At 56.0% G+C, this 21,839-nt stretch carries 17 protein-coding genes and 1 pseudogene; 9 read left to right on the forward strand and 9 right to left on the reverse strand.

Going from position 1 to position 21,839, the window contains the following annotated elements; all coding sequences use genetic code 11:
- Positions 1-118 precede the first annotated feature (118 nt).
- Positions 119-934, forward strand: a complete 816-nt coding sequence (gene yiaJ / locus CWM52_RS04255) for an IclR family transcriptional regulator YiaJ (RefSeq protein WP_100682948.1) — start codon at positions 119-121, stop codon at positions 932-934.
- Positions 935-1,055: 121 nt separating this feature from the next.
- A pseudogene (locus CWM52_RS04260) lies at positions 1,056-1,541 on the forward strand (4Fe-4S dicluster domain-containing protein); the annotation flags it as partial.
- 23 nt (positions 1,542-1,564) lie between these two features.
- Here the strand turns inward: CWM52_RS04260 and avtA are convergent.
- Both avtA and CWM52_RS04270 read right to left on the reverse strand, forming a co-directional pair.
- A complete protein-coding gene (gene avtA, locus CWM52_RS04265) occupies positions 1,565-2,821 on the reverse strand; it encodes a valine--pyruvate transaminase (RefSeq protein ID WP_100682950.1) in 1,257 nt (418 codons plus the stop codon).
- 174 nt (positions 2,822-2,995) lie between these two features.
- Positions 2,996-5,029 (reverse strand): alpha-amylase, encoded by a 2,034-nt coding sequence (locus tag CWM52_RS04270; protein ID WP_100682951.1) that lies wholly within the window; start codon positions 5,027-5,029, stop codon positions 2,996-2,998.
- A gap of 315 nt (positions 5,030-5,344) precedes the next feature.
- Between CWM52_RS04270 and CWM52_RS04280 the strand changes: the two genes are divergently transcribed.
- On the forward strand, positions 5,345-6,163 hold the full coding sequence (locus CWM52_RS04280) for a protein bax (RefSeq protein WP_100682952.1): 819 nt from the start codon (positions 5,345-5,347) through the stop codon (positions 6,161-6,163).
- Between the two features lie 61 nt (positions 6,164-6,224).
- Here the strand turns inward: CWM52_RS04280 and xylR are convergent, their stop codons facing one another.
- The 4 genes from xylR to xylF form a co-directional block, all read right to left on the reverse strand.
- Positions 6,225-7,403 (reverse strand): D-xylose utilization transcriptional activator XylR, encoded by a 1,179-nt coding sequence (xylR, locus tag CWM52_RS04285; RefSeq protein WP_100682953.1) that lies wholly within the window; start codon positions 7,401-7,403, stop codon positions 6,225-6,227.
- A gap of 125 nt (positions 7,404-7,528) precedes the next feature.
- Positions 7,529-8,710 (reverse strand): xylose ABC transporter permease XylH, encoded by a 1,182-nt coding sequence (gene xylH, locus CWM52_RS04290; protein ID WP_100682954.1) that lies wholly within the window; start codon positions 8,708-8,710, stop codon positions 7,529-7,531.
- Positions 8,688-10,229 (reverse strand): xylose ABC transporter ATP-binding protein, encoded by a 1,542-nt coding sequence (locus CWM52_RS04295; RefSeq protein WP_100682955.1) that lies wholly within the window; start codon positions 10,227-10,229, stop codon positions 8,688-8,690. The genes xylH and CWM52_RS04295 overlap by 23 nt, the downstream gene beginning before the upstream one ends.
- A gap of 64 nt (positions 10,230-10,293) precedes the next feature.
- Positions 10,294-11,286, reverse strand: a complete 993-nt coding sequence (gene xylF, locus CWM52_RS04300; protein ID WP_100682956.1) for a D-xylose ABC transporter substrate-binding protein — start codon at positions 11,284-11,286, stop codon at positions 10,294-10,296.
- Positions 11,287-11,660: 374 nt separating this feature from the next.
- On the opposite strand from xylF, the gene xylA reads away from it, so the two are divergent.
- Both xylA and xylB read left to right on the forward strand, forming a co-directional pair.
- The gene (gene xylA, locus CWM52_RS04305; RefSeq protein WP_100682957.1) at positions 11,661-12,983 is read left to right on the forward strand and encodes a xylose isomerase; all 1,323 of its coding nucleotides are present in this window, start codon (positions 11,661-11,663) and stop codon (positions 12,981-12,983) included.
- Between the two features lie 88 nt (positions 12,984-13,071).
- Entirely contained in the window at positions 13,072-14,529 is a 1,458-nt protein-coding gene (gene xylB, locus CWM52_RS04310) for a xylulokinase (RefSeq protein WP_100682958.1), read from the forward strand.
- A gap of 38 nt (positions 14,530-14,567) precedes the next feature.
- On the opposite strand, the gene CWM52_RS04315 is transcribed toward xylB, so the two are convergent.
- The gene (locus CWM52_RS04315) at positions 14,568-15,563 is read right to left on the reverse strand and encodes an acyltransferase (RefSeq protein WP_100682959.1); all 996 of its coding nucleotides are present in this window, start codon (positions 15,561-15,563) and stop codon (positions 14,568-14,570) included.
- A gap of 179 nt (positions 15,564-15,742) precedes the next feature.
- Between CWM52_RS04315 and CWM52_RS04320 the strand changes: the two genes are divergently transcribed.
- The 3 genes from CWM52_RS04320 to glyS all read left to right on the forward strand — a co-directional run bounded on the left by CWM52_RS04320 (position 15,743) and on the right by glyS (position 19,176).
- On the forward strand, positions 15,743-16,048 hold the full coding sequence (locus CWM52_RS04320) for a YsaB family lipoprotein (RefSeq protein WP_100682960.1): 306 nt from the start codon (positions 15,743-15,745) through the stop codon (positions 16,046-16,048).
- A gap of 137 nt (positions 16,049-16,185) precedes the next feature.
- The gene (glyQ, locus tag CWM52_RS04325; protein ID WP_004205014.1) at positions 16,186-17,097 is read left to right on the forward strand and encodes a glycine--tRNA ligase subunit alpha; all 912 of its coding nucleotides are present in this window, start codon (positions 16,186-16,188) and stop codon (positions 17,095-17,097) included.
- A 9-nt stretch (positions 17,098-17,106) separates the two neighbouring features.
- The gene (gene glyS / locus CWM52_RS04330; protein ID WP_100682961.1) at positions 17,107-19,176 is read left to right on the forward strand and encodes a glycine--tRNA ligase subunit beta; all 2,070 of its coding nucleotides are present in this window, start codon (positions 17,107-17,109) and stop codon (positions 19,174-19,176) included.
- Between the two features lie 99 nt (positions 19,177-19,275).
- On the opposite strand, the gene CWM52_RS04335 is transcribed toward glyS, so the two are convergent.
- The gene (locus CWM52_RS04335; protein ID WP_100682962.1) at positions 19,276-19,464 is read right to left on the reverse strand and encodes a hypothetical protein; all 189 of its coding nucleotides are present in this window, start codon (positions 19,462-19,464) and stop codon (positions 19,276-19,278) included.
- A gap of 75 nt (positions 19,465-19,539) precedes the next feature.
- A complete protein-coding gene (locus CWM52_RS04340; protein WP_100682963.1) occupies positions 19,540-19,749 on the reverse strand; it encodes a YdgH/BhsA/McbA-like domain containing protein in 210 nt (69 codons plus the stop codon).
- Between the two features lie 379 nt (positions 19,750-20,128).
- On the opposite strand from CWM52_RS04340, the gene CWM52_RS04345 reads away from it, so the two are divergent.
- A complete protein-coding gene (locus CWM52_RS04345; RefSeq protein WP_100682964.1) occupies positions 20,129-21,748 on the forward strand; it encodes an ABC-F family ATP-binding cassette domain-containing protein in 1,620 nt (539 codons plus the stop codon).
- The last annotated feature ends 91 nt before the right edge of the window (positions 21,749-21,839 follow it).

Consider the following 21,839-nt stretch of genomic DNA (forward strand, 5'->3'; position numbering starts at 1 on the left):
GGTGAGGATGTTTTTGAAATTCAATAAAATCAGTCAATTACAAAATTTATGTTCAGATCGTGAAGTGAAACACACTTTGCGCTACCATCAGGTCGCCACTGAATGGAGAGCGGAAGCGATGAACACAAAAGAGAGTGAAAACGCGCCGGAGAAAGAGCGGCCGGCTGGAAGCCAAAGTTTGTTTCGCGGTTTGATGTTGATAGAAATCTTAAGCAATTACCCGAACGGTTGCCCGCTGGCGCATCTTTCAGAACTGGCCGGGCTGAACAAAAGCACCGTGCACCGATTACTACAAGGGCTGCAATCCTGTGGCTACGTCACCCCCGCACCTGCCGCCGGGAGCTATCGTTTAACCACCAAATTTATTGCCGTCGGACAAAAAGCCCTGACGTCGCTGAATATTATCCACGTGGCGGCGCCGCATCTGGAAGCGCTAAACCTCTCTACCGGGGAAACCATCAACTTCTCCAGCCGTGAGGACGATCACGCCATTCTGATTTATAAGCTGGAACCGACGACCGGGATGCTGCGTACCCGCGCGTATATCGGCCAACATATGCCGCTGTACTGTTCGGCAATGGGTAAGATCTACATGGCGTTTGGTCAGCAGGAATATGTGAAAGAGTACTGGGAAACGCATCAGGAGCAGATTCAGCCTCTGACGCGCAACACCATTACGGGGCTGCCTGCGATGTACGATGAGCTGGCGCAAATTCGTGAAAGCGTGATGGCGATGGACCGTGAAGAGAATGAGCTTGGCGTTTCCTGCATTGCTGTTCCGGTGTTTGATATTCAACACCGTGTACCGTATGCCATCTCCATCTCACTCTCGACGTCACGTCTGAAACAGATTGGCGAGAAAAATTTGCTTAAGCCGCTGCGCGACACGGCACAGGCCATCTCTAACGAACTGGGATTTACCTTACGCGTGTAGGCAAAAAGCCCGATGCGGTTGGGCAGATGACAGATCTGGCAACAATCCCCGCCAGGATCAAAGCGAAGGCGGTTCGTTTTCTGGCACTCTGACGCTAATCAACGTCAGGCGGGGGTGGAAAATGAACCGTTTTATCATTGCGGATTCGGCCAAATGCATTGGCTGTCGTACCTGTGAAGTCGCCTGCGTGGTGTCACACCAGGCAAATCAGGATTGCGCCGCACTTTCTCCAAAAGCCTTCAGCGCACGCATTTGGGTGGTGAAGAGCGGGTCTTTTACCACCGCCGTGACCTGCCATCATTGCGAAGACGCGCCCTGCGCCAACGTCTGCCCCGCGGGGGCGATTAGCCGGGTCAGCGGTAGGGTGTACGTTGAACAATCCCTTTGTATTGGCTGCAAAAGCTGCATGCTGGCCTGTCCGTACGGCGCGATATCCGTGATGATGACCGACAATGGCGTGCAGGCGTTGAAATGCGATTTGTGCGGCCATCGCGAAGACGGCCCGGCTTGTGTGGCGGCCTGTCCGACCCAGGCGCTGTACTGCATGACGCCGGCGGAGCTGGAGAGATTAAGCGGCCAGCGCCGTCTGCGGACGGCGCTGGCGATTCAGGCGGGCGACAAAACGCGCGATTACGCGCCCTGCTCACCCCAGGCGCGTTCAACCTCTTCGGCGAGGATTTTCACGCCCGCTTCAATTTTCTCCGGGTCTGGCACGTAGTTCATGCGCATGCACTGGTGGGTATGCGGCCAGGGCTTATCAAGGCCCGGGAAGAAGTAGTCGCCTGGCACCATCAGCACGCCGCGTTTTTTCAGCCGCTGGTACAGCAGTTCGGTGGAGATCGGCAGATCTTTAAACCACAGCCAGAGGAAAATCGCCCCTTCAGGTTTATGAATCAGGCAGCGATCTTCCGGCAGATAGCGGCGAATAATGGCGATAGTTTCCTGTACGCGCTGGTAGTAGAACGGTTTGATGACCGTTTCCGACAGGCGCAGCAGGTCGTTGCGTTTGATCATTTCGCACATCATTGCCGGCCCCATTCCGCCCGGCGCAAGGCTGATGATCCCGTTCATATTGCTGATGGCGGTAATGATTTTCTCATTGGCGACGATGATCCCGCAGCGGCTTCCCGGCAGGCCCAGCTTGGACAGGCTCATACACAGCACAATATTCGGGTTCCACAGCGGTCTGGCGTCGCTGAAAATAATCCCCGGGAAAGGCACGCCATACGCGTTATCAATCACCAGCGGGACGCCGTGCTGGTGGGCCAGCGCATCCAGTTTGATCAGCTCTTCGTCGGTAATCACGTTACCGGTCGGGTTGGTCGGGCGAGAGACGCAAATCATCCCTGTCTCTTCCGTGACCTGCAGGTGCTCAAAATCGACGTGGTATTTAAACTGGCCTTCTGGCAGCAGCTCAATATTCGGGCGGGTGGCGACAAACAGATCCTCTTCGAGGCCCGAGTCGGCGTAGCCGATATATTCCGGCGTTAGCGGGAACAGGACTTTGCGGGTGCTACCATCCGCACGGCGCCCGGCAAAGAGGTTAAACAAGTAGAAAAATGCACTCTGACTGCCATTTGTTAGTGCAATATTCTGTGGTTCGATCTCCCAGCCCAGCTCTTCACGCAGCATCTGCGCCAACGCGCTCAGAAGTTCGCTTTTTCCCTGCGGACCGTCGTAATTACAAAGCGCATCAAGGGCTTTGCCGTTGGTGAGCATGTCGGCCAGCAGGTTCTGGAAGTAGTCGTTCATTTCCGGGATCTGCGCGGGATTACCGCCGCCCAGCATGATTGCGCCCGGAGTGCGCAGGCCGTCATTGAGGTCTTCCATCAAGCGGGTAATGCCTGAATGACGGGTGAATTTGTCGCCGAAAAGTGAAAATGTCATTGCGGATAATCTGTCGGTCTTCCTGGAAAGTGGATAACCATAACGCCAGCCTCGACGCGGTGCAAATCGGCAGGAAAGTCTAAGATTTCATTTTTATGCTGGATTATCGATTTTTATTAGTCTTTTATTCTAAAAAGGCTCCCGGAAGCGATCGGGGAGCCATCACAAGAGGGGCTATCGTTGACCCGCCCAGACCACCATTACTTTGTCATCGGCGTTTTCACGGACGAAACCGTAACCCTGCGGCATCGAGAGCGTGGTTTGTTTACCCATGCCAATCGCCGGGTGGCGGGCGCGGAACTGGCCGAGTTTCTGCCAGTGGCTGACGCTGAGCGCGGCTTTGTCCGCGACGTCCTGCCAGTTCATATCCGAACGCGTCCCCTGCAGCGGATCTGAGCCGGTAGGCCCGAACGGCCGCGCGGACTCATCGCCATAGAAGAGCTGTACCGCGCCTGGCGCCAGCAGCAGCAGTTCTGCCGCGGTGCTGCCGCCTTCGCGGAACAGACGCGTGTCGTGGGATGAGAGATAGCTCAGGACGTTAAACGTCTGCAGTTTATCCGCCATCTGCTGCCAGGTCAGGTCAATACTGGAGAGACAGCCTGACGCTTTCGCCGCCTGATCCTGGTAGTCGAAGTTAATCATCGCATCAAAACCGTGGCGGTAGTAATCGCTCTGCATGACGCCGTGGCCCCAGGCCTCGCCGGTCATCCAGAACGGCGCGTTATCCAGCGCTTTTTCCGGGTTGGCCTTTTTCCATGCCGCCAGCGCCGCGGTGGCCTGGTTTTTTAACTGTTGCCAGGCGGCCAGTTCGACGTGTTTGGCGGTATCGACGCGGAAACCGTCAATGCCGTAATCACGCACCCACTGACTCAACCAGTGGGTCAGATAATCGCGCGGCGTATAGCCGGGAATTTCTTTCGCCGCCGTATCCGGCTTGTTGCGATAGAAGTTTGGTAACCCGGAAGGGACCGTTGATTCCGTTTTCAGATCCGGCAGGAAGGCCAGGGACATGGTCAGATCGTCAAAGCCGGGGTTGTCGTAGTCGCCAATATCGGTGCGAATCCACTTTTTACCCCACCACTTTTCCCAGCCGGCTTTATCGCTGAAGTTGATGTAGTCGTTGAAGCTGTGCCAGGTCTGACCCGGGCCGGGTTTCCAGTTGGTCCAGTGTTCCCCGAGGGTCTTTTTTAGCTCCTCGCCCTGCAGATACAGCGCGCCGAATTTGAACGCCTGCATATCGGCGAGAGTGGCGTAGCCGGTGTGGTTCATCACCACATCGAACAGGATGCGAATGCCGCGCTTGTGCGCCTCATCAACCAGACGACGCAAATCGTCCTCGCTCCCCATATTGGCATCCAGTCTGGTCCAGTCCTGAGCGTAGTAGCCGTGATAGGCGTAATGCGGGAAATCGCCCTTGGTTCCGCCGCCGACCCAGCCGTGAATTTGTTCCAGCGGCGAGCTTATCCACAGCGCGTTAACGCCTAACGCTTTCAGGTAGTCGAGTTTGCTGGTCAGCCCTTGCAGGTCGCCGCCGTGGAAGGTGCCGATTTCCTGCATCCCGTCTTTGTGCCGCCCATAGCTGTTGTCGTTGGCCGGGTTACCGTTGACGAAACGGTCGGTCAGCACGAAATAGACGGTGGCGTTATGCCAGTTGAAAGGAGCATCGGCGGGGGTGTCTGCCCGCTCAAGGAGCAGTAAACCGTTGCTGTTGGGGGCCGGTTGCAGCGTAATTTTCCCGGCGCTGACCGTGGCGAGATTGCCGCTGTAGAAATCACGGACTTTGCTGCCCTCGGCAAAGGTCTGACTGACATCCAGCGTCAGCGGCTTGCCATCCCATTTTGGACACTGGCGCAGTTGCGGTGCGGAAGCCGTCGCCGCCTCTTTTTCCTCCAGCGAAAGCATCAGCGTTGGCGTACCGGAGCGGGTATCCACTTCAAGCGTGTAGCGACCTTCGCGGAAGACCCGCCACTGCGCGGGGGCGCCGCGGCAGGGTTCCATGGACAGCATCTGGTTGAGTTTGATGGCCCCGGTGGGCTGCCAGCACTGTTGGCCAAAATTAATTTGTAGCGGGCGCGTCCCCTTCGCCACCTCATTTTGACTGATAAATCTGCCGGTGCCCTCTTCGGTAAAGGCCGGAAAATCGGGGGTGGTCCAGGCGGCGAAGGCCATTCCTGGCAACAACAGCGACGCTAGCGCAGCGAGTTTCATTCTGGAGTCCTGTCAGCGGTTTTTTGTTCAGTTTGCCTGCTAACCCGGATAATGAACTCATCCCGTCTGCGCTTTTGCAGGGAGGACAAAAAGGGCTGAGTGACAGAGGTCAAAAAACAGGCGAAAAATGAGAGGGAGCTAGCATTTTCGTTCGCTGGTGACCGCGCAGAAACCGATTTCAGATGACAGCTTTTAGGAATTGGACTATTTCTGTTAGTGCTCTCACTGGGTATTTTTGATACTATTCGCGATTCAATTAACGTTTTTTTGCGTAAAACAAGGTGTTGGAATGATTAAATCCGACCAGGAGACCTAATGATATCGATTCCCATGCGACGATATGGGGCTGCGATACTCATGTTACTTACCTGTATATTTTCAGGGAGTGTGTTGGCAACAACCCACATAGCAACAACGAGTCATAAAGCCTCACAAGTAAAGAAAAGTAGTCAGGTTAAGGTAAGCAGTAAACAAGAGTATTCTCGCAATAGTGTAAAGAGTAGTTCACTTCCTGATTTGCGAAAATACCCTTCCGGAACCCCAAGGAAAAAAGCGTTTCTCCGGACGGTAATGCCTTATATTACTAAACAGAATCAGGTGATTACCGCCGATCGTAACTGGCTTGTCGCCAAACAATACGACTCGCGCTGGTCACCGACAGAGCGCACGCGTCTGAAGGATATTGCGGCACGCTATAAGGTGAAATGGTCTGGCAATACGCGTCATATTCCATGGAGCACGCTGATGGAACGCGTTGACATCATTCCGAACAGTATGGTGGCGACCATGGCGGCGGCGGAAAGCGGTTGGGGTACCTCCAGACTGGCGCGGATGAACAACAATCTGTTTGGTATGAAATGCGGTGGCGGGAACTGCAGCGGCGCGATGAAAGGCTACTCCCAGTTTGATTCTGTGGAGGAGTCGGTACAGGCTTACGTGACGAACCTGAACACACATCCGGCATACAGCTCCTTCCGTAAATCCCGCGCGCAGCTGCGTAAAGCGGATCAGGAACTGACGGCCAGCACCATGATTCATAAGCTGAAGGGTTATTCGACGAAAGGGTCGAGCTATAACAACTATCTCTTCGCGATGTATCAGGACAACCAGCGGCTGATTGCTGCCCATATGTAATAAAAAAATGCCCGGAGCGTCAGCCCCGGGCATTTTTCTTTGTGGTCTCACTTTCTATTCGCTACATCATCACTTCACTGTGCCTGTCCCGGTACTCCTTCGGCGTCACGTCGTACTCTTTCTTAAATACCGAATAGAAATATTGCAGCGACGGATAGCCGCACATTTGCGAAATTTCATTAATCGATAGCGTGGTGGACACCAGCAGACTGCGGGCCTTTTCGAGTTTCTCGCGGTGAATGATGGAGTGAATGGTATCGCCGACTTCCTCCTTGAAGCGCTTCTCGAGGTTAGAACGGGAAATACCGACGGCATCCAGCACCTGTTCGACCTTGATGCCCTTGCAGGCGTTATTGCGGATGTAGTGCATGGCCTGAATCACCGACGGATCGCTGAGCGAGCGATAGTCCGTGGAGCGCCGTTCGACAACGCGCATGGGCGGCACCAGCCGACGCTGCAGCGGGAGCGGCTCTTTATCCAGCAGTCGATGCAGCAGCTTGGCCGCCTGGTAACCCATCTGCCGGGTCCCCTGTGCCACTGAGGAGAGCGCGACGCGCGACAGATAGCGGGTCAACTCTTCATTATCAATGCCGATGACGCACAGCTTTTCCGGCACCGGAATATGCAGCAGTTCGCAGGCCTGGAGCACGTGGCGGGCGCGGGCATCGGTCACGGCGATAATCCCGGTTTGCGGGGGGAGCGTTTGCAGCCAGTCCGCCAGCCGGTTTTGCGCGTGTTGCCAGTTTTCCGGCGCGGTCTCCAGCCCCTGGTAAACCACGCCGCGATATTTCTCCTTCGCGACCAGCTGGCAAAACGCGTGTTCGCGCTCGACCGCCCATCGTTTTCCGCTGGAAGCGGGCAGCCCGTAAAAGGCGAAGCGCTGGACGCCCTTTTCTTTCAGATGCAGGAAGGCGCTTTCGACCAGCGCGGCGTTATCCGTTGCAATGTAGTGCACCGGGGGATAGCATTCGGGACGATGATAGGAGCCGCCGACGCCGACAATCGGGACCTCGACGTCGGCCAGCAGTCTTTCGATTTCCGGGTCGTCATAATCAGCAATCACGCCGTCGCCCAGCCACTCCCTGATATTCTCGATACGCGCCCGAAAATCCTCTTCAATGAAGATATCCCATTCCTGTTGCGATGCCTGTAAATATTCTCCTACCCCTTCGACGACCTGCCGGTCGTAGGCTTTGTTGGCATTGAATAGCAGCGTAATACGGTGGCGCTTTGCAAACATAGTCTCTTTTCCTGGTTTTCCCTTTCTGGCCATACAATACCGGCCAATGCCCGAAACATGGCAAGCCTCTTATGCGTAAAGCTGGCGGTAGCGCAAAGAATTCGGGCATTCTTAATTCGGCAGACTTACGCTCTGCGCTTCGTCGCCGAATCCATCCATACCGCCAGCAGTAAAATGGCGCCTTTGACGATGTACTGCCAGAACGTGGCGACGTCCATCATGCTCATGCCATTATCCAGCGCCGACATGATAAATGCCCCCATGACCGCACCGGCGACGCTACCAACCCCGCCAGCGAGGCTGGTGCCGCCGATGACGCAGGCGGCGATAGCATCCAGCTCGGCGATGTTACCGGCTGAAGGCGAGCCGGCGCCCAGCCGCGAGCTGAGGATCAGACCGGCGATGGCCACCATCAGACCATTGATGGCGAAAACGGCCAGCTTGGTACGCTCAACGCTAATTCCGGACAGACGCGCGGCTTCCAGATTGCCGCCAATGGCATAGATTCGCCGGCCAAAGGCTGTGCGGGTGGCCATAAACATCCCCGCCAGCAGCAGGGCCGCCAGGATGAGAACCGGCGTGGGGACGCCGCGATAATCGTTTAATAGCCAGATGGCGCCGAGCACGATAACCGCGGTGATGCTCTGGCGAGCCACCGTCGAGGTTGGTGCGGGTGTGGTTAATCCCAGAGACTGGCGACGCAGGCGACCGCGCCATTGCCAGACAATAAAGGCCGTCATGCCAATGACGCCGATGCCGAAACCCAGACCGTCAGGCAGATAGCTTTGTCCAATTTGCGACATCGCCGGGCTGGTGGGCGAGACGGTGGTGCCGTTGGTGATACCGATCAGAATGCCGCGGAACGCCAGCATCCCGGCGAGGGTGACGATAAACGACGGAACTTTGCGGTAGGCGACCCACCAGCCGTTCCAGGCGCCGAGAATCAGCCCCATCGCCAGCGTGACCACAATGGTCAGCGGCAGCGGCCAGCCGAGCCAGACGTCAAAAATCGCCGCTGCGCCGCCGAGCAGCCCCATCATCGAGCCCACGGAAAGATCGATCTCGGCGGAAATAATGACGAACACCATCCCGACCGCCAGGATGCCGGTGATCGCCGTCTGCCGCAGCAGGTTAGAAATATTACGCGCGCTTAAATAGGCTCCTTCGGTGGCCCAGGTGAAGAACAGCATAATCACCACAATCGCGGCGATCATCACGAAAACCTGCAGGTTCAGCCCTTTGAGTCCAGCCATACCCGCAGGGGCGGGCGGGATGATTTTTATCTCAGACGACGTGTTTTTCGACATGGTGTTCGCTCCTCAACGCGGCTTCCATCACCTGCTCCTGGGTCAGATGATGATTGACTAAATTGGCTTTCAGCTTGCCTTCATGCATCACCAGCACCCGATCGCTTAACCCGAGAACTTCAGGCAGTTCGGACGAGATGACGATGACGGCGATCCCCTGCTGCACCAGCTGATTAATCAGTTTGTAGATTTCGTATTTCGCCCCGATATCGATGCCGCGTGTGGGTTCATCGAGAATCAGGATGCGCGGATTCAGCAACAGGCAGCGGGCCAGAATCGCTTTCTGCTGGTTGCCGCCGCTCAGACGACCAATGGCCAGCTCCGGCGATGACGTTTTGATTTTCAGCCGCTGGATGGATTGCTGGATGCAGTGCTGCTCCCCGGCGTCATCGAGGCTGCTCAGCGGGCCGGTAAACTGATTTAACGCCGCCAGAGTGATGTTCTTACCCACCGCCATCACCGGCACGATACCGTCTTTCTTGCGGTCCTCCGGGACCATGGCAATACCGTGGGCGATAGCCTGCTGGCAGTGATGAATCGCCACCGGCTGACCGTCAATGAACACTTTCCCTTCCCAGCGCCCCGGCCAGACGCCAAACAGGCACTGGACGGCCTCGGTACGCCCGGCACCGACCAGCCCGGCAATGCCGAGGATTTCACCGCGACGCAGTGAAAAAGAGATATCGTTGACCCGCTTAATGTGCCGGTTGACCGGGTGCCAGGCGGTTAAATGCTCGACGCGTAAAATTTCATCGCCGCAGTCGTGCGGCTCGTTCGGGTAGAGAGCGGTGAGTTCGCGGCCAACCATCATGGTTATCACATCATCTTCATTCATGCCGCTGGCATCGCGGGTGCCAATATGCTGGCCATCGCGAATGACGCAGATGGTGTCGGAGATGGCCTTCACCTCATTCAGCTTGTGGGAGATATAAATACAAGCGATGCCGTGGGCCTGCAGATCGCGAATGATATCCAGCAGAATGGCCGTTTCCTGCTCGGTGAGTGAGGCGGTGGGTTCATCAAGGATTAATAACCGCACCTGCTTACTGAGCGCTTTGGCAATTTCAACCAGCTGTTGTTGCCCAAGGCCGAGATCGCCGACGCGGGTATCGGGTGAAATGGTCAAATTCACCTGTGCCAGCAGCTTCTGGCAGCGCAGAGTCATGGTTTCATAATCAAGGAGACCATAGCGGGAGATTTCCGCGCCAAGAAAAATATTCTCCAGAACGCTCAGGTGTTTAACCAGCGCCAGCTCCTGGTGAATAATGGCGATACCTTTGCGTTCGGTGTCGCGAATATGACTGGGCTTAAGCGTTTCACCGGCAAAAATAATCTCACCGTCATAGCTGCCGTGAGGATAAATTCCGCACAGGACTTTCATGAGCGTGGATTTACCAGAACCATTTTCGCCGCAGAGTGAGACAATTTCGCCTGCGTTAAGCCGCAGGCTGATATTATCCACCGCCTTCACGGTCCCGAAGGTTTTGGTGATGTTTTTCATTTCAAGTAACCAGGACATAGATGCTCCGCATAAGCGATATCCAGCTGGACGAGAATGACGCCCCGGCGAGGGGCGTCAGGAATTATAAATCGCTCTTTTTGTGGAAACCGTCTTTGATAACCGTTTGTTCAATATTGTCTTTATTCACTTCGATCGGGGTGAGCAGGCGGGACGGGACATCTTTAAGTCCGTTATTCAACGTGGTATCAGCATGCGGCGCTTTATCATTGCCGAGCTCGACGGCAATTTCAGCGGCGGTGGTGGCAAGCGTGGTAATCGGTTTATAGACGGTCATGGTCTGCGTGCCGGAAATAATCCGCTTCACGCCCGCAAGGTCGGCATCCTGGCCGGAAATGGCGACTTTACCCGCCAGACCCTGCGCGCTTAATGCCTGAATCGCGCCGCCGGCGGTGGCATCGTTGGAAGCGACCACCGCGTCGATTTTGTTATTGTTAGCAGTGAGGGCGTTCTCCATAATCTTTAATGCGTTTTCCGGCAGCCAGCCGTCAACCCACTGGTCGCCAACAATCTTAATTTTACCGGAGTCAATATAAGGCTGGAGAACTTTCATTTGCCCGGCGCGGAACAGTTTGGCGTTATTATCTACCGGGGAGCCACCCATCAGGAAATAATTCCCCTGAGGGACTTTATCTACCAGACTTTGGGCCTGCATTTCGCCCACTTTTTCATTATCAAAGGAAATATAGAAATCAATGTCTGCATTATTTATCATACGATCGTAGGCCAAAACTTTAATACCTTCCTGTTTGGCTTCTTTAATCACATTACTTAATACCTGGCCGTTGTAGGGAATGATAACCAGGACATCAACGCCGCGGTTTATCATATTTTCAATTTGCGACATTTGCGTTTCTTCATTGCCATTAGCAGACTGAACAAATACTTTGGCACCTAATGATTCAGCTTTGTTGACAAATATATCGCGGTCTTTTTGCCAGCGCTCAAGGCGGAGATCGTCAATGGCCATACCAATCTTAACTTCTTTCGCAATCCCCGCCATACTGGTCAGCAGGAGTGAAGCACAGAGCGTGAGGCAAAGGTTCTTTATCTTCATAATAATCAGCCTTTTTTGTAAAGTGCAGGATAAGACGAACGGGGTAAAGAAACGGCCTGGTACGTAGTAAATTCTTAACAGCTAAAGGAAGACTGGCAATTATCTGTTCTTATTTCTGGATTACGAAATTTAGTTTGTTTTCTGATTTATGACCGCGATCTGGTTTTTAAAAATAAATAAAGTCGCTATATCATTGATATGTCATTGAAACGATAGCGTGAGTAGTATTAGTAATATTCAGTTGTGCGATCTGGCGCACGTTTGTGGATTCTCTCAATCACGGTGTGAAATAACGTAATTGAGGAAAGTAAAACATGAATTCTATATTGGCTTATGACTTATTACCCGCCGCACCCCTGAATATGGAGTTCATTATGCAAACCTATTTCGATCAACTCGATCGCGTTCGTTATGAAGGCCCAAAAACCACTAACTCGCTCGCGTTTCGTCACTATAACCCGGACGAGCTGGTGCTGGGCAAACGCATGGAAGAGCATCTGCGGTTTGCCGCCTGCTACTGGCATACCTTCTGCTGGAACGGGGCAGATATGTTTGGCGTGGGCTCCTTCAATCGTCCGTGGCAGCAACCGGGCGACGCGCTGGAAATGGCGAAGCGTAAAGCGGATGTCGCCTTTGAGTTTTTCCATAAGCTTAATGTGCCGTACTACTGCTTCCATGATGTGGATGTCTCTCCGGAAGGGGCGTCGCTGAAGGAGTATCTGGACAATTTTGCCCGGATGGTCGATGTACTGGCGGCGAAGCAAGAGCAGAGCGGCGTGAAGCTGCTGTGGGGGACGGCAAACTGCTTTACCAACCCACGCTATGGCGCAGGGGCGGCGACCAACCCGGATCCGGAGGTCTTCAGCTGGGCGGCGACTCAGGTGGTGACCGCCATGAATGCCACACACAAGCTGGGCGGGGAAAACTATGTCCTGTGGGGCGGTCGCGAAGGCTACGAAACCCTGCTCAATACCGATCTGCGCCAGGAGCGCGAGCAAATTGGCCGCTTCATGCAGCTGGTGGTGGAACACAAACATAAAATCGGCTTCCAGGGCACGCTGTTGATTGAACCAAAACCGCAGGAACCGACCAAACATCAGTACGATTATGATGCCTCTACCGTCTACGGTTTCCTCAAGCAGTTTGGCCTCGAAAAAGAGATCAAACTGAATATCGAAGCCAACCATGCGACTCTGGCCGGACACTCCTTCCACCATGAAATTGCAACCGCCATTGCGCTGGGTCTGTTCGGCTCCGTGGATGCCAACCGCGGCGATCCGCAGCTGGGCTGGGATACCGATCAGTTCCCGAACAGCGTGGAAGAGAATGCGCTGGTGATGTATGAAATTCTCAAGGCCGGCGGCTTTACCACCGGCGGGCTGAATTTTGATGCCAAAGTTCGTCGCCAGAGCACCGATAAATATGATCTGTTCTATGGTCATATTGGGGCGATGGATACGATGGCGCTGTCGCTGAAAGTGGCGGCCCGTATGATCGAAGGGGGCGAGCTGGATAAACGGGTCGCGAAACGCTATGCCGGCTGGAATGGCGACCTGGGTCAGCAAATCCTGAAAGGGCAGATGACGCTGACGGAGATTGCGCACTACGCGGCGCAGCATAATCTGGCTCCTCAGCATCAGAGCGGCCATCAGGAGCAGCTGGAAAACCTGGTTAACCATTATCTCTTTGATAAGTAATAAGGATGCCCGGCAGTGTCGGGCGTGAGTGAGAGCACGCTTTCTCGCGCCACGGTTAACCGTGGCGCACTGTTTAAGGAGAGACCGTATGTATATCGGGATTGATTTGGGCACCTCGGGCGTAAAGGCCATTCTGCTCAATGAGCAAGGTGAGGTGCTGGCTTCGCACACTGCGCCCCTCACCGTATCGCGGCCACACCCGCTATGGTCCGAGCAAGACCCCGAGCACTGGTGGCAGGCGACGGACCGCGCAATGAAAGCGTTGGGTGAACAACACACGCTGCGCGATGTAAAAGCGGTGGGGATCGCCGGGCAGATGCACGGCGCAACGCTGCTGGATAAACACCAGCGGGTGCTTCGCCCGGCTATTTTGTGGAATGACGGCCGCAGCGGCGACGAGTGCGTCCAGCTGGAAAAAGCGGTAAGCCGCTCGCGACAAATTGCCGGTAACCTGATGATGCCGGGGTTTACGGCGCCAAAATTGCTCTGGGTCCAGCACCATGAACCCGAGATCTTCCGCCAGGTGGACAAGGTGCTGCTGCCGAAAGATTATCTCCGCCTGCGTATGACCGGTGACTTTGCCAGCGATATGTCTGACGCCGCCGGGACGATGTGGCTGGATGTGGCCAAACGCGACTGGAGCGATGAGCTGCTCGCCGCCTGCGGCCTGAGCCGCGATAACATGCCGGCGTTGTTCGAAGGTTGCGAAGTGACGGGAACGCTGCGTCCCGCCATCGCCGAGGCGTGGAATATGCCGCAGGCGCTGGTGGTCGCTGGCGGCGGCGATAACGCTGCCGGTGCGGTAGGCGTCGGCATGGCGGATGCGGGGCAGGCGATGTTGTCCCTGGGAACCTCCGGGGTCTATTTTGCCGTCAGCAACGGTTTTCTCAGTAAACCTGAAAGCGCCGTACACAGCTTTTGTCACGCTCTGCCGGGACGCTGGCATTTGATGTCGGTGATGTTGAGCGCCGCTTCCTGCCTCGACTGGGCGGCAAAACTGACCGGCCTCGGCATGGTTCCTGCGCTGGTGGCGGCGGCGGAATCGGCGAGCGAAAACGCCGATCCCATCTGGTTTTTACCCTATCTTTCCGGCGAGCGCACGCCGCATAACAACCCACATGCTAAAGGGGTCTTTTTCGGCCTGACACATCAGCACGGCCCGGCAGAACTGGCGCGTGCGGTACTGGAGGGCGTGGGCTACGCGCTGGCGGATGGAATGGATGTGGTGCATGCCTGCGGCGTGACGCCGGAGAGCATCACTCTGATTGGCGGCGGCGCGCGTAGCGCCTGGTGGCGGCAGATGCTGGCTGATATCAGCGGCCAGCAGCTGGATTACCGTACCGGCGGCGACGTTGGGCCTGCGCTCGGGGCTGCCCGGTTAGCGCAGCTGGCGCAACATAAAGAGGCGGTTTTTTCAGAACTGCTGCCGCAGCTGCCGCTGGAACAGGCCCATCGACCGGATGCCGAGCGCTTTGCTCGCTATGCGCCGCGTCGCGAAACGTTCCGGCAGATTTATCAGCAGCTGCTGCCGCTGATGTCGTCATAAGCGTCCGCCCCGAATGGGGCGGATTAATTTTTGCCGCGCTAGCTGACCAGGCGTCGGGTATCCAGGCGCTGTACCAGCGTCGACAGCAGCAGGCTACCCCCCAACGCCGCGCCGAATATCCAGAAGATATCCAGCAGCGGCCAGCGCGTCAGTTCCACTCCGCTGGCCCGTAACGCATGAATGATCAGGGCATGAAATCCGTAGATCCCCAGCGAATGGCGTGCAATCAGCGCCAGGGCAGGGATCGGACGTGCGTTGAGGGTATTCTTCACCAGCGTGAGCAGGGTTATCGCGCAGACAAACACCGCCGGCCCGCAATATAAGTACCAGGTATCGCCGAAGTCGCCGCGCCACTTCAGCTCGTGCAATGTCCCGCGGGAAATCACCCACACCGTGGCAGCGAAAAGCGCGGCGCACAGCAGCGTGAGCCACTTTTTATCGGTGTCCATCATGCCGATCGCCCGCCCCAGAACGCCATACAGAACATAGTAAAACGTATCGCCGTTGATATAGAGATTGAGCGGCAGCCACTCGATGCCGCCAGCCTTGACCGACACCATGTTGGGGTTGGCCAGAAGGCCTACTACCAGCATCAGAATCAACAGCATCCTGCCGCTGACCTGCTTAACCTGCAGCAGCGGCGAGAGCAGGTAAATGACGATAATCGCGAAGAAAAACCACAGATGATAGAACACCGGCTTTTGCAGTAAGTGCTTGAGTGACAGCACCACGTTGATATGGGTGAACAGCGTGATGTAGAGCAGGGACAGGGCGCTATAAAACGCCACGCACAGTACTATTCGCAGAAAATGCCGCGGCTGGGCGCTGCGCTCACCGAAAAACAGGTAGCCGGATATCATGAAAAACAGCGGGACGCTGACGCGAGAAGCCGAATTAAGCAGGTTGGCGATATCCCAGTCCAGCAAGCTGATGATATGCGGGTGGGTGATATACCAGGTGGTGCTGTGAATCATCACTACCATCAGGCATGCGATGCCGCGCAAACTTGTTATCCAGTTTATTTTTTCCTGCATCGGTACCTCAGTTGCTCCTGCTTAAAGAGGGTCTGACTCCTCCTGGCCGGCCATGTCGCAATGGAAAATTCCGAGTTTATCGCGACGCTCTTGTCGAGATGCGCAGAGATTCGCACAATGCCCGGACAATTTCACGTAACCTGCACGATAACGAGTTGCTAACAAGGCGGTTGAGGAAAATGGTGATGAAATATTTCTTTTCTGGACTGTTATTGCTCCTGCTGGCGGGATGCAGCCAACAGCCGCCTCAGTCGGTGCAAAAAGCGCAACGTGCGCGGATTACGCCGCAAATTACCCTCAATATGGCGCAACTGTGCAAGGATAAGGCGGCAAAACGCTACAGCACCGGGCCCCGCATGGTGGACATTAGCCACTTCGAGCAGTTCCAGGGGAGCTATGAGCTGTCGGGTCTGACATCGCAGAATGAGCGCTTTATCTGTTCTTTCGATCCAGACGGGCAGTTTTTACATCTTTCTATGCGTTAAATCGGCACCTGATGCCGCGCGATGGCGTTAATTCCCGCAATTTTATTTAAACAACACCGTTTCGTACTGTATATCTCGCAGCCAGCGGGTATACTGATCCCTTCCTTTAAATCCACACGTATCCAGCACGAAATAATATGCAAAAGTTTGATACCAGGACCTTCCAGGGCCTGATCCTGACCTTACAGGATTACTGGGCTCGTCAGGGCTGCACCATTGTTCAACCACTGGACATGGAAGTCGGCGCCGGCACCTCTCATCCAATGACCTGCCTGCGTGCGCTGGGGCCAGAGCCGATGGCGACTGCCTATGTGCAGCCTTCTCGTCGCCCGACCGATGGCCGCTACGGCGAAAACCCGAACCGCTTACAGCACTACTATCAGTTCCAGGTGGTCATTAAACCATCGCCGGATAACATTCAGGAGCTGTACCTTGGGTCTTTGAAAGAGCTGGGCATGGATCCGACGATTCACGACATCCGCTTCGTGGAAGACAACTGGGAAAACCCGACGTTGGGTGCCTGGGGTCTCGGCTGGGAAGTGTGGCTGAACGGGATGGAAGTGACGCAGTTCACCTACTTCCAGCAGGTCGGCGGCCTCGAATGTAAGCCGGTGACCGGCGAGATAACCTACGGTCTGGAACGTCTGGCGATGTACATTCAGGGCGTTGACAGCGTTTACGACCTGGTCTGGAGCGACGGTCCGCTGGGTAAAACCACCTACGGCGACGTGTTCCATCAGAACGAAGTGGAGCAATCCACCTATAACTTTGAATACGCAGACGTCGACTTCCTGTTCTCCTGCTTCGAGCAGTATGAGAAAGAAGCGCAGCAGCTGCTGGCGCTGGAAACCCCGCTGCCGCTGCCTGCCTACGAGCGCATTCTGAAAGCCGCCCACAGCTTCAACCTGCTGGACGCGCGTAAAGCCATCTCCGTCACCGAGCGTCAGCGCTATATTCTGCGCATTCGCACCCTGACTAAAGCCGTGGCAGAAGCCTATTACGCTTCCCGTGAAGCCCTGGGCTTCCCGATGTGCAACAAGAATAAATAAGAGGCGGCCATGTCTGAAAAAACTTTCCTGGTGGAAATCGGCACCGAAGAGCTGCCACCAAAAGCCCTGCGCAGCCTGGCGGAATCTTTTGCTGCGAACTTTACCGCGGAGCTGGATAACGCTGGCCTCGCCCACGGCAACGTCGAGTGGTTTGCTGCCCCGCGCCGTCTGGCGCTGAAAGTCGCTAATCTGGCGGCGTCGCAACCGGATCGCGAAGTTGAAAAACGCGGCCCGGCGGTTTCTGCCGCGTTCGACGCGGAAGGCAAACCGAGCAAAGCGGCCGAAGGCTGGGCGCGTGGCTGCGGTATCACCGTTGGCCAGGCCGAGCGTATGGTCACCGACAAAGGTGAATGGCTGCTGTATCGCGCGCACGTCAAGGGCGAAAGCGCGGAAGCGCTGCTGCCGAACATGGTGGCGACCTCGCTGGCAAAACTGCCGATCCCGAAACTGATGCGCTGGGGCGCCTCCGACGTGCAGTTCGTGCGTCCGGTTCACACCGTGACCCTGCTGCTGGGCGACAAAGTCGTCCCGGCAACCATTCTGGGCATCGCCTCCGATCGCGTGATTCGCGGCCATCGCTTTATGGGCGAGCCGGAATTCACTATCGACAACGCCGATCAATACCCGCAAATTCTGGTTGAGCGCGGCAAAGTCATTGCTGACTACGAGCAGCGTAAAGCCAAAATCAAAGCCGATGCCGAAGACGCGGCGCGCAAAATTGGCGGCAACGCCGATCTGAGCGAAAGCCTGCTGGAAGAAGTGGCCTCGCTGGTTGAATGGCCGGTGGTGCTGACCGCGAAATTCGAAGAGAAATTCCTCGCGGTGCCGGCAGAAGCGCTGGTTTACACCATGAAAGGCGACCAGAAGTACTTCCCGGTCTACGGTAATGACGGCAAACTGCTGCCGAACTTTATTTTCGTCACCAACATCGAGTCGAAAGATCCGACGCAGATTATCTCCGGGAACGAAAAAGTGGTTCGCCCACGTCTGGCGGATGCCGAGTTCTTCTTTAACACCGACCGTAAAAAGCGTCTGGAAGATCATCTGCCGCGTCTGCAAACCGTGCTGTTCCAGCAGCAGCTCGGCACCCTGCGCGACAAAACCGACCGCATTCAGGCCCTGGCGGGCTGGATCGCCGGGCAGACTGGCGCCGACGTCAATCACGCAACGCGTGCGGGTCTGCTCTCCAAGTGTGACCTGATGACCAACATGGTGTTCGAGTTTACCGACACTCAGGGCATCATGGGCATGCACTATGCGCGTCACGATGGTGAAGCCGAAGATGTGGCGGTGGCGCTGAACGAGCAGTATCAGCCGCGCTTTGCCGGCGACGATCTGCCGTCTAATCCGGTAGCCTGTGCGGTAGCGATTGCCGATAAGATGGATACCCTCGCGGGCATCTTCGGTATCGGCCAGCATCCGAAAGGCGATAAAGACCCGTTTGCGCTGCGTCGTGCCGCGCTCGGCGTGCTGCGTATCATCGTTGAGAAGAACCTGAATCTCGATCTGCAAACGCTGACCGAAGAAGCGGTGCGTCTGTACGGCGATAAGCTGACTAATGCCAACGTCGTCGATGACGTCATTGACTTCATGCTCGGTCGCTTCCGCGCCTGGTATCAGGATGAAGGCTACACCGTCGACACCATCCAGGCGGTACTGGCACGTCGTCCGACGCGTCCGGCTGATTTCGATGCGCGTATGAAAGCGGTATCTCACTTCCGCACCCTGGAAGAAGCGGCCGCTCTGGCAGCAGCCAACAAGCGCGTATCTAACATCCTCGCGAAATCCGAAGAGACGCTGAACGATGCCGTTCATGCCTCCGTGCTGAAAGAAGCGGCAGAAATTAAGCTGGCGACCCATCTGGTGGTCCTGCGCGACAAGCTGCAGCCGTTCTTTGCCGAAGGCCGCTATCAGGAAGCGCTGATCGAACTGGCCTCCCTGCGTGAACCTGTAGATGAATTCTTCGAAAACGTGATGGTGAATGCGGAAGATAAAGACGTCCGTATCAACCGTCTGACGCTGCTGTCGAAACTGCGTGACCTGTTCCTGCAGGTAGCGGATATTTCCCTGCTGCAATAATCGTTTGTTTTTGCATAACAAAAAACCTGCCCTGGGGCAGGTTTTTTTATAGCGCTCAGCGACTCTCTCGCCTACCCGGACGCCTTGCGGCGGCCAGATTTACTGCAAATTCCCCGCGGTCAGACTCTCTTTATCAAAAGCGTGGCTGACGTTAATACGGTTCTGATGCACTGCGGTGTCCATGTTGGAACCGGCTTCCGGCTGCGCGGGACGATGCTCTGCGGCGATGGCGCCGGATGATAATGAAGCGGCCAGAAACAGGGCGGTTATCACGCTGATATTTTTCATTTTATCTTCCTTTTCATCGTGTTGTCGTTGTCGCCTGTCTGGTTAACGTCCGGCGGCCCGGCAAGAGAGATTGCGTTATTTGCTCAGTTCTGCGGTCATATGCACGCGGTTGTTGAACTGGGCGCTGGTGATTTTATACGACGCGCCTTGTTCAGCGGCCTGAGCGGCAATTTTGGCTTCAGCACGATCCAGCGTGGAGGCGGTGGCGCTGATGCTCTGAGCGAAAGCACCGAAAGACATCAGAGAAAGAGCAGAAACTGCAACGAAAGTTTTGATAGATTTCATGGTCGTATTCCTTAAGTGATTTTGTTTGGTATGGAGCGTTTTTGCTCCGATGTGATAAATGATAGGACGATTATTGATCGATTAAAACTGGAACAATTTGCGCATCTCATTCAAAAAAATAGAATAAAAAATTCGCATATAAAACGGGATGATTTCGGGGTGTTTTGACGTTTTAGCCGCGGGAGAGTCGCTCAACCCGCAGGAGTTTGCGGAAAAATTAATCTTGAAATACAAGGACGAGTATGGCTATCCTGTGCCCCGACGAATCCCTCGTCTCACAGAGAGCACACTGAAAATGGACCAACACACCTGCTGAATTCGGATCCTTGCTGGCGCACTGCGTCTGTAGGGGAAATATGAATTTCATTCAGGAGTGCTTATGGCCCATCGTGCCCAATCCCCCTCTTTTATTTTGCATCAGGTCACCTGTCAGTTTGCGACGGGAGAGACGCTATTTGGTCCGTTGAATCTCTCGCTGGAAAATGCCCTCAGTGGCCTGGTCGGGCGTAATGGCGTCGGGAAAACCCGTCTGCTGCGCCTGCTGGCCGGTATCGATACGCCTTCTGGCGGGCATATCGAACGGCCTGTTTCTCTGGCCTGTGTTGCGCAGCAGCACGCGATAACCCCGCAGACCACGCTGGCCGGGCTGCTGGGCTACGGGCCCTACTTTGCGGCCTTGCAGCGCCTCGGGCGCGGTGAGGCTCTGGCTGACGATGTCGATTGCCTCGAGGGCTGCTGGGACCTCCCGGATCGCCTGCGCGCAGGTTTTCGCGAGGCGGGTTTAGCCGATTTTGATCCCGAGCGCCCCGCATCATCATTGAGCGGCGGTGAGCGGGTGAAGGCCCTACTATGCGGCGCTTTTCTGTCCGCGGCCGATTATCTGCTGCTGGATGAGCCCACCAATCACCTGGACAGGCAGGGTCGCGACTGGCTGTATCACCAGCTTGAATGCTGGCCCGGCGGGGCGCTGATAGCCAGCCACGATCGCGCGCTGTTATCCCGCATGTCGCGCATACTCGAACTGACGCCCGGCGCGTTGCGCAGCTACGGCGGTCACTATGCCGCTTATCAACAGCAGCACGACGCGGAGCAGCAGGCCGCGCGCGCGGCGTTAGACCATGCCGCCACCGAGCGCCGTCGCACGCGGGCGCGGATGCAAAAAGAGCACGATGCCAGTCAGCGACGTTCTGCTCAGACGCTGCGCGTGGTGGATACGCTGAATATCGCCTCCTTTGAACGGGTAAAATATAAAGGAGCGGCGAAGGAGCGGCCCGGTACACTGCATCGCCAGCACCAGGAGCAAAATTGCGCGCTGAACGCCGCGGTTCTCCAGGCCCGTGAGCGGGTAGAGGAGGAGGCCACGGTGATGTTCACTCTGCCGGGAAGCCAGGTTGCCGCCGGTAAACAGGTGTTGGTCCTGGAGGCTTTGCAGTTGGCTTTCTCCGCCATACCGCCGCTCGACTGGCGTCTTGACGGGCCGCTGCGCGTGGCGTTGCGTGGCCCCAACGGCTGTGGCAAAACCACGCTGCTGAAAACGTTGATCGGTCTGGAATCGCCGCTATCCGGCGAGTGCCGGGTGTCGGTGCAGACGGCCTGGCTGGATCAGCATCTCACGCAGCTGGACCTGTCGCTGTCGGTCATGGCGCACCTTAATCTTGATGATACGCCGCTGGAGGCGGGTGTATTACGCAGCCGTCTTGCCCGGCTGCAGCTGGGCGCGGATAAAATCAATCTGCCGCTGTCGGCTTTAAGCGGCGGCGAGCGGCTAAAAGCCGCGCTGGCCTGCGTGCTATGGCGGCGAGAAGCCGCGCAGCTTCTGCTGCTAGATGAGCCGACAAACCATCTTGATTTGGCTGCCGTTCAGGCTATTGAGTCGGCTTTAGCCGCGTTTCCTGGCGCAATGATTGTCGTCTCTCATGATGAGGATTTTTTGCGGGGACTGCGGCTGACCCACTCTTTGACGTGGCAGGAAGATGGCTGGCATTTCTCAGCGCGGTGAAGACAAAAAGCTGCCCTCTGATGAGCGGCGGTTTTTTATTAGCAGATAAAAAAAATCCCCGCCGCGAGGCAGGGATCTTGAATTCTGAGCT

Origin of the sequence: Raoultella sp. T31 (assembly GCF_002806725.1) — a bacterium.
GTDB classification, from domain to species: domain Bacteria; phylum Pseudomonadota; class Gammaproteobacteria; order Enterobacterales; family Enterobacteriaceae; genus Klebsiella; species Klebsiella electrica.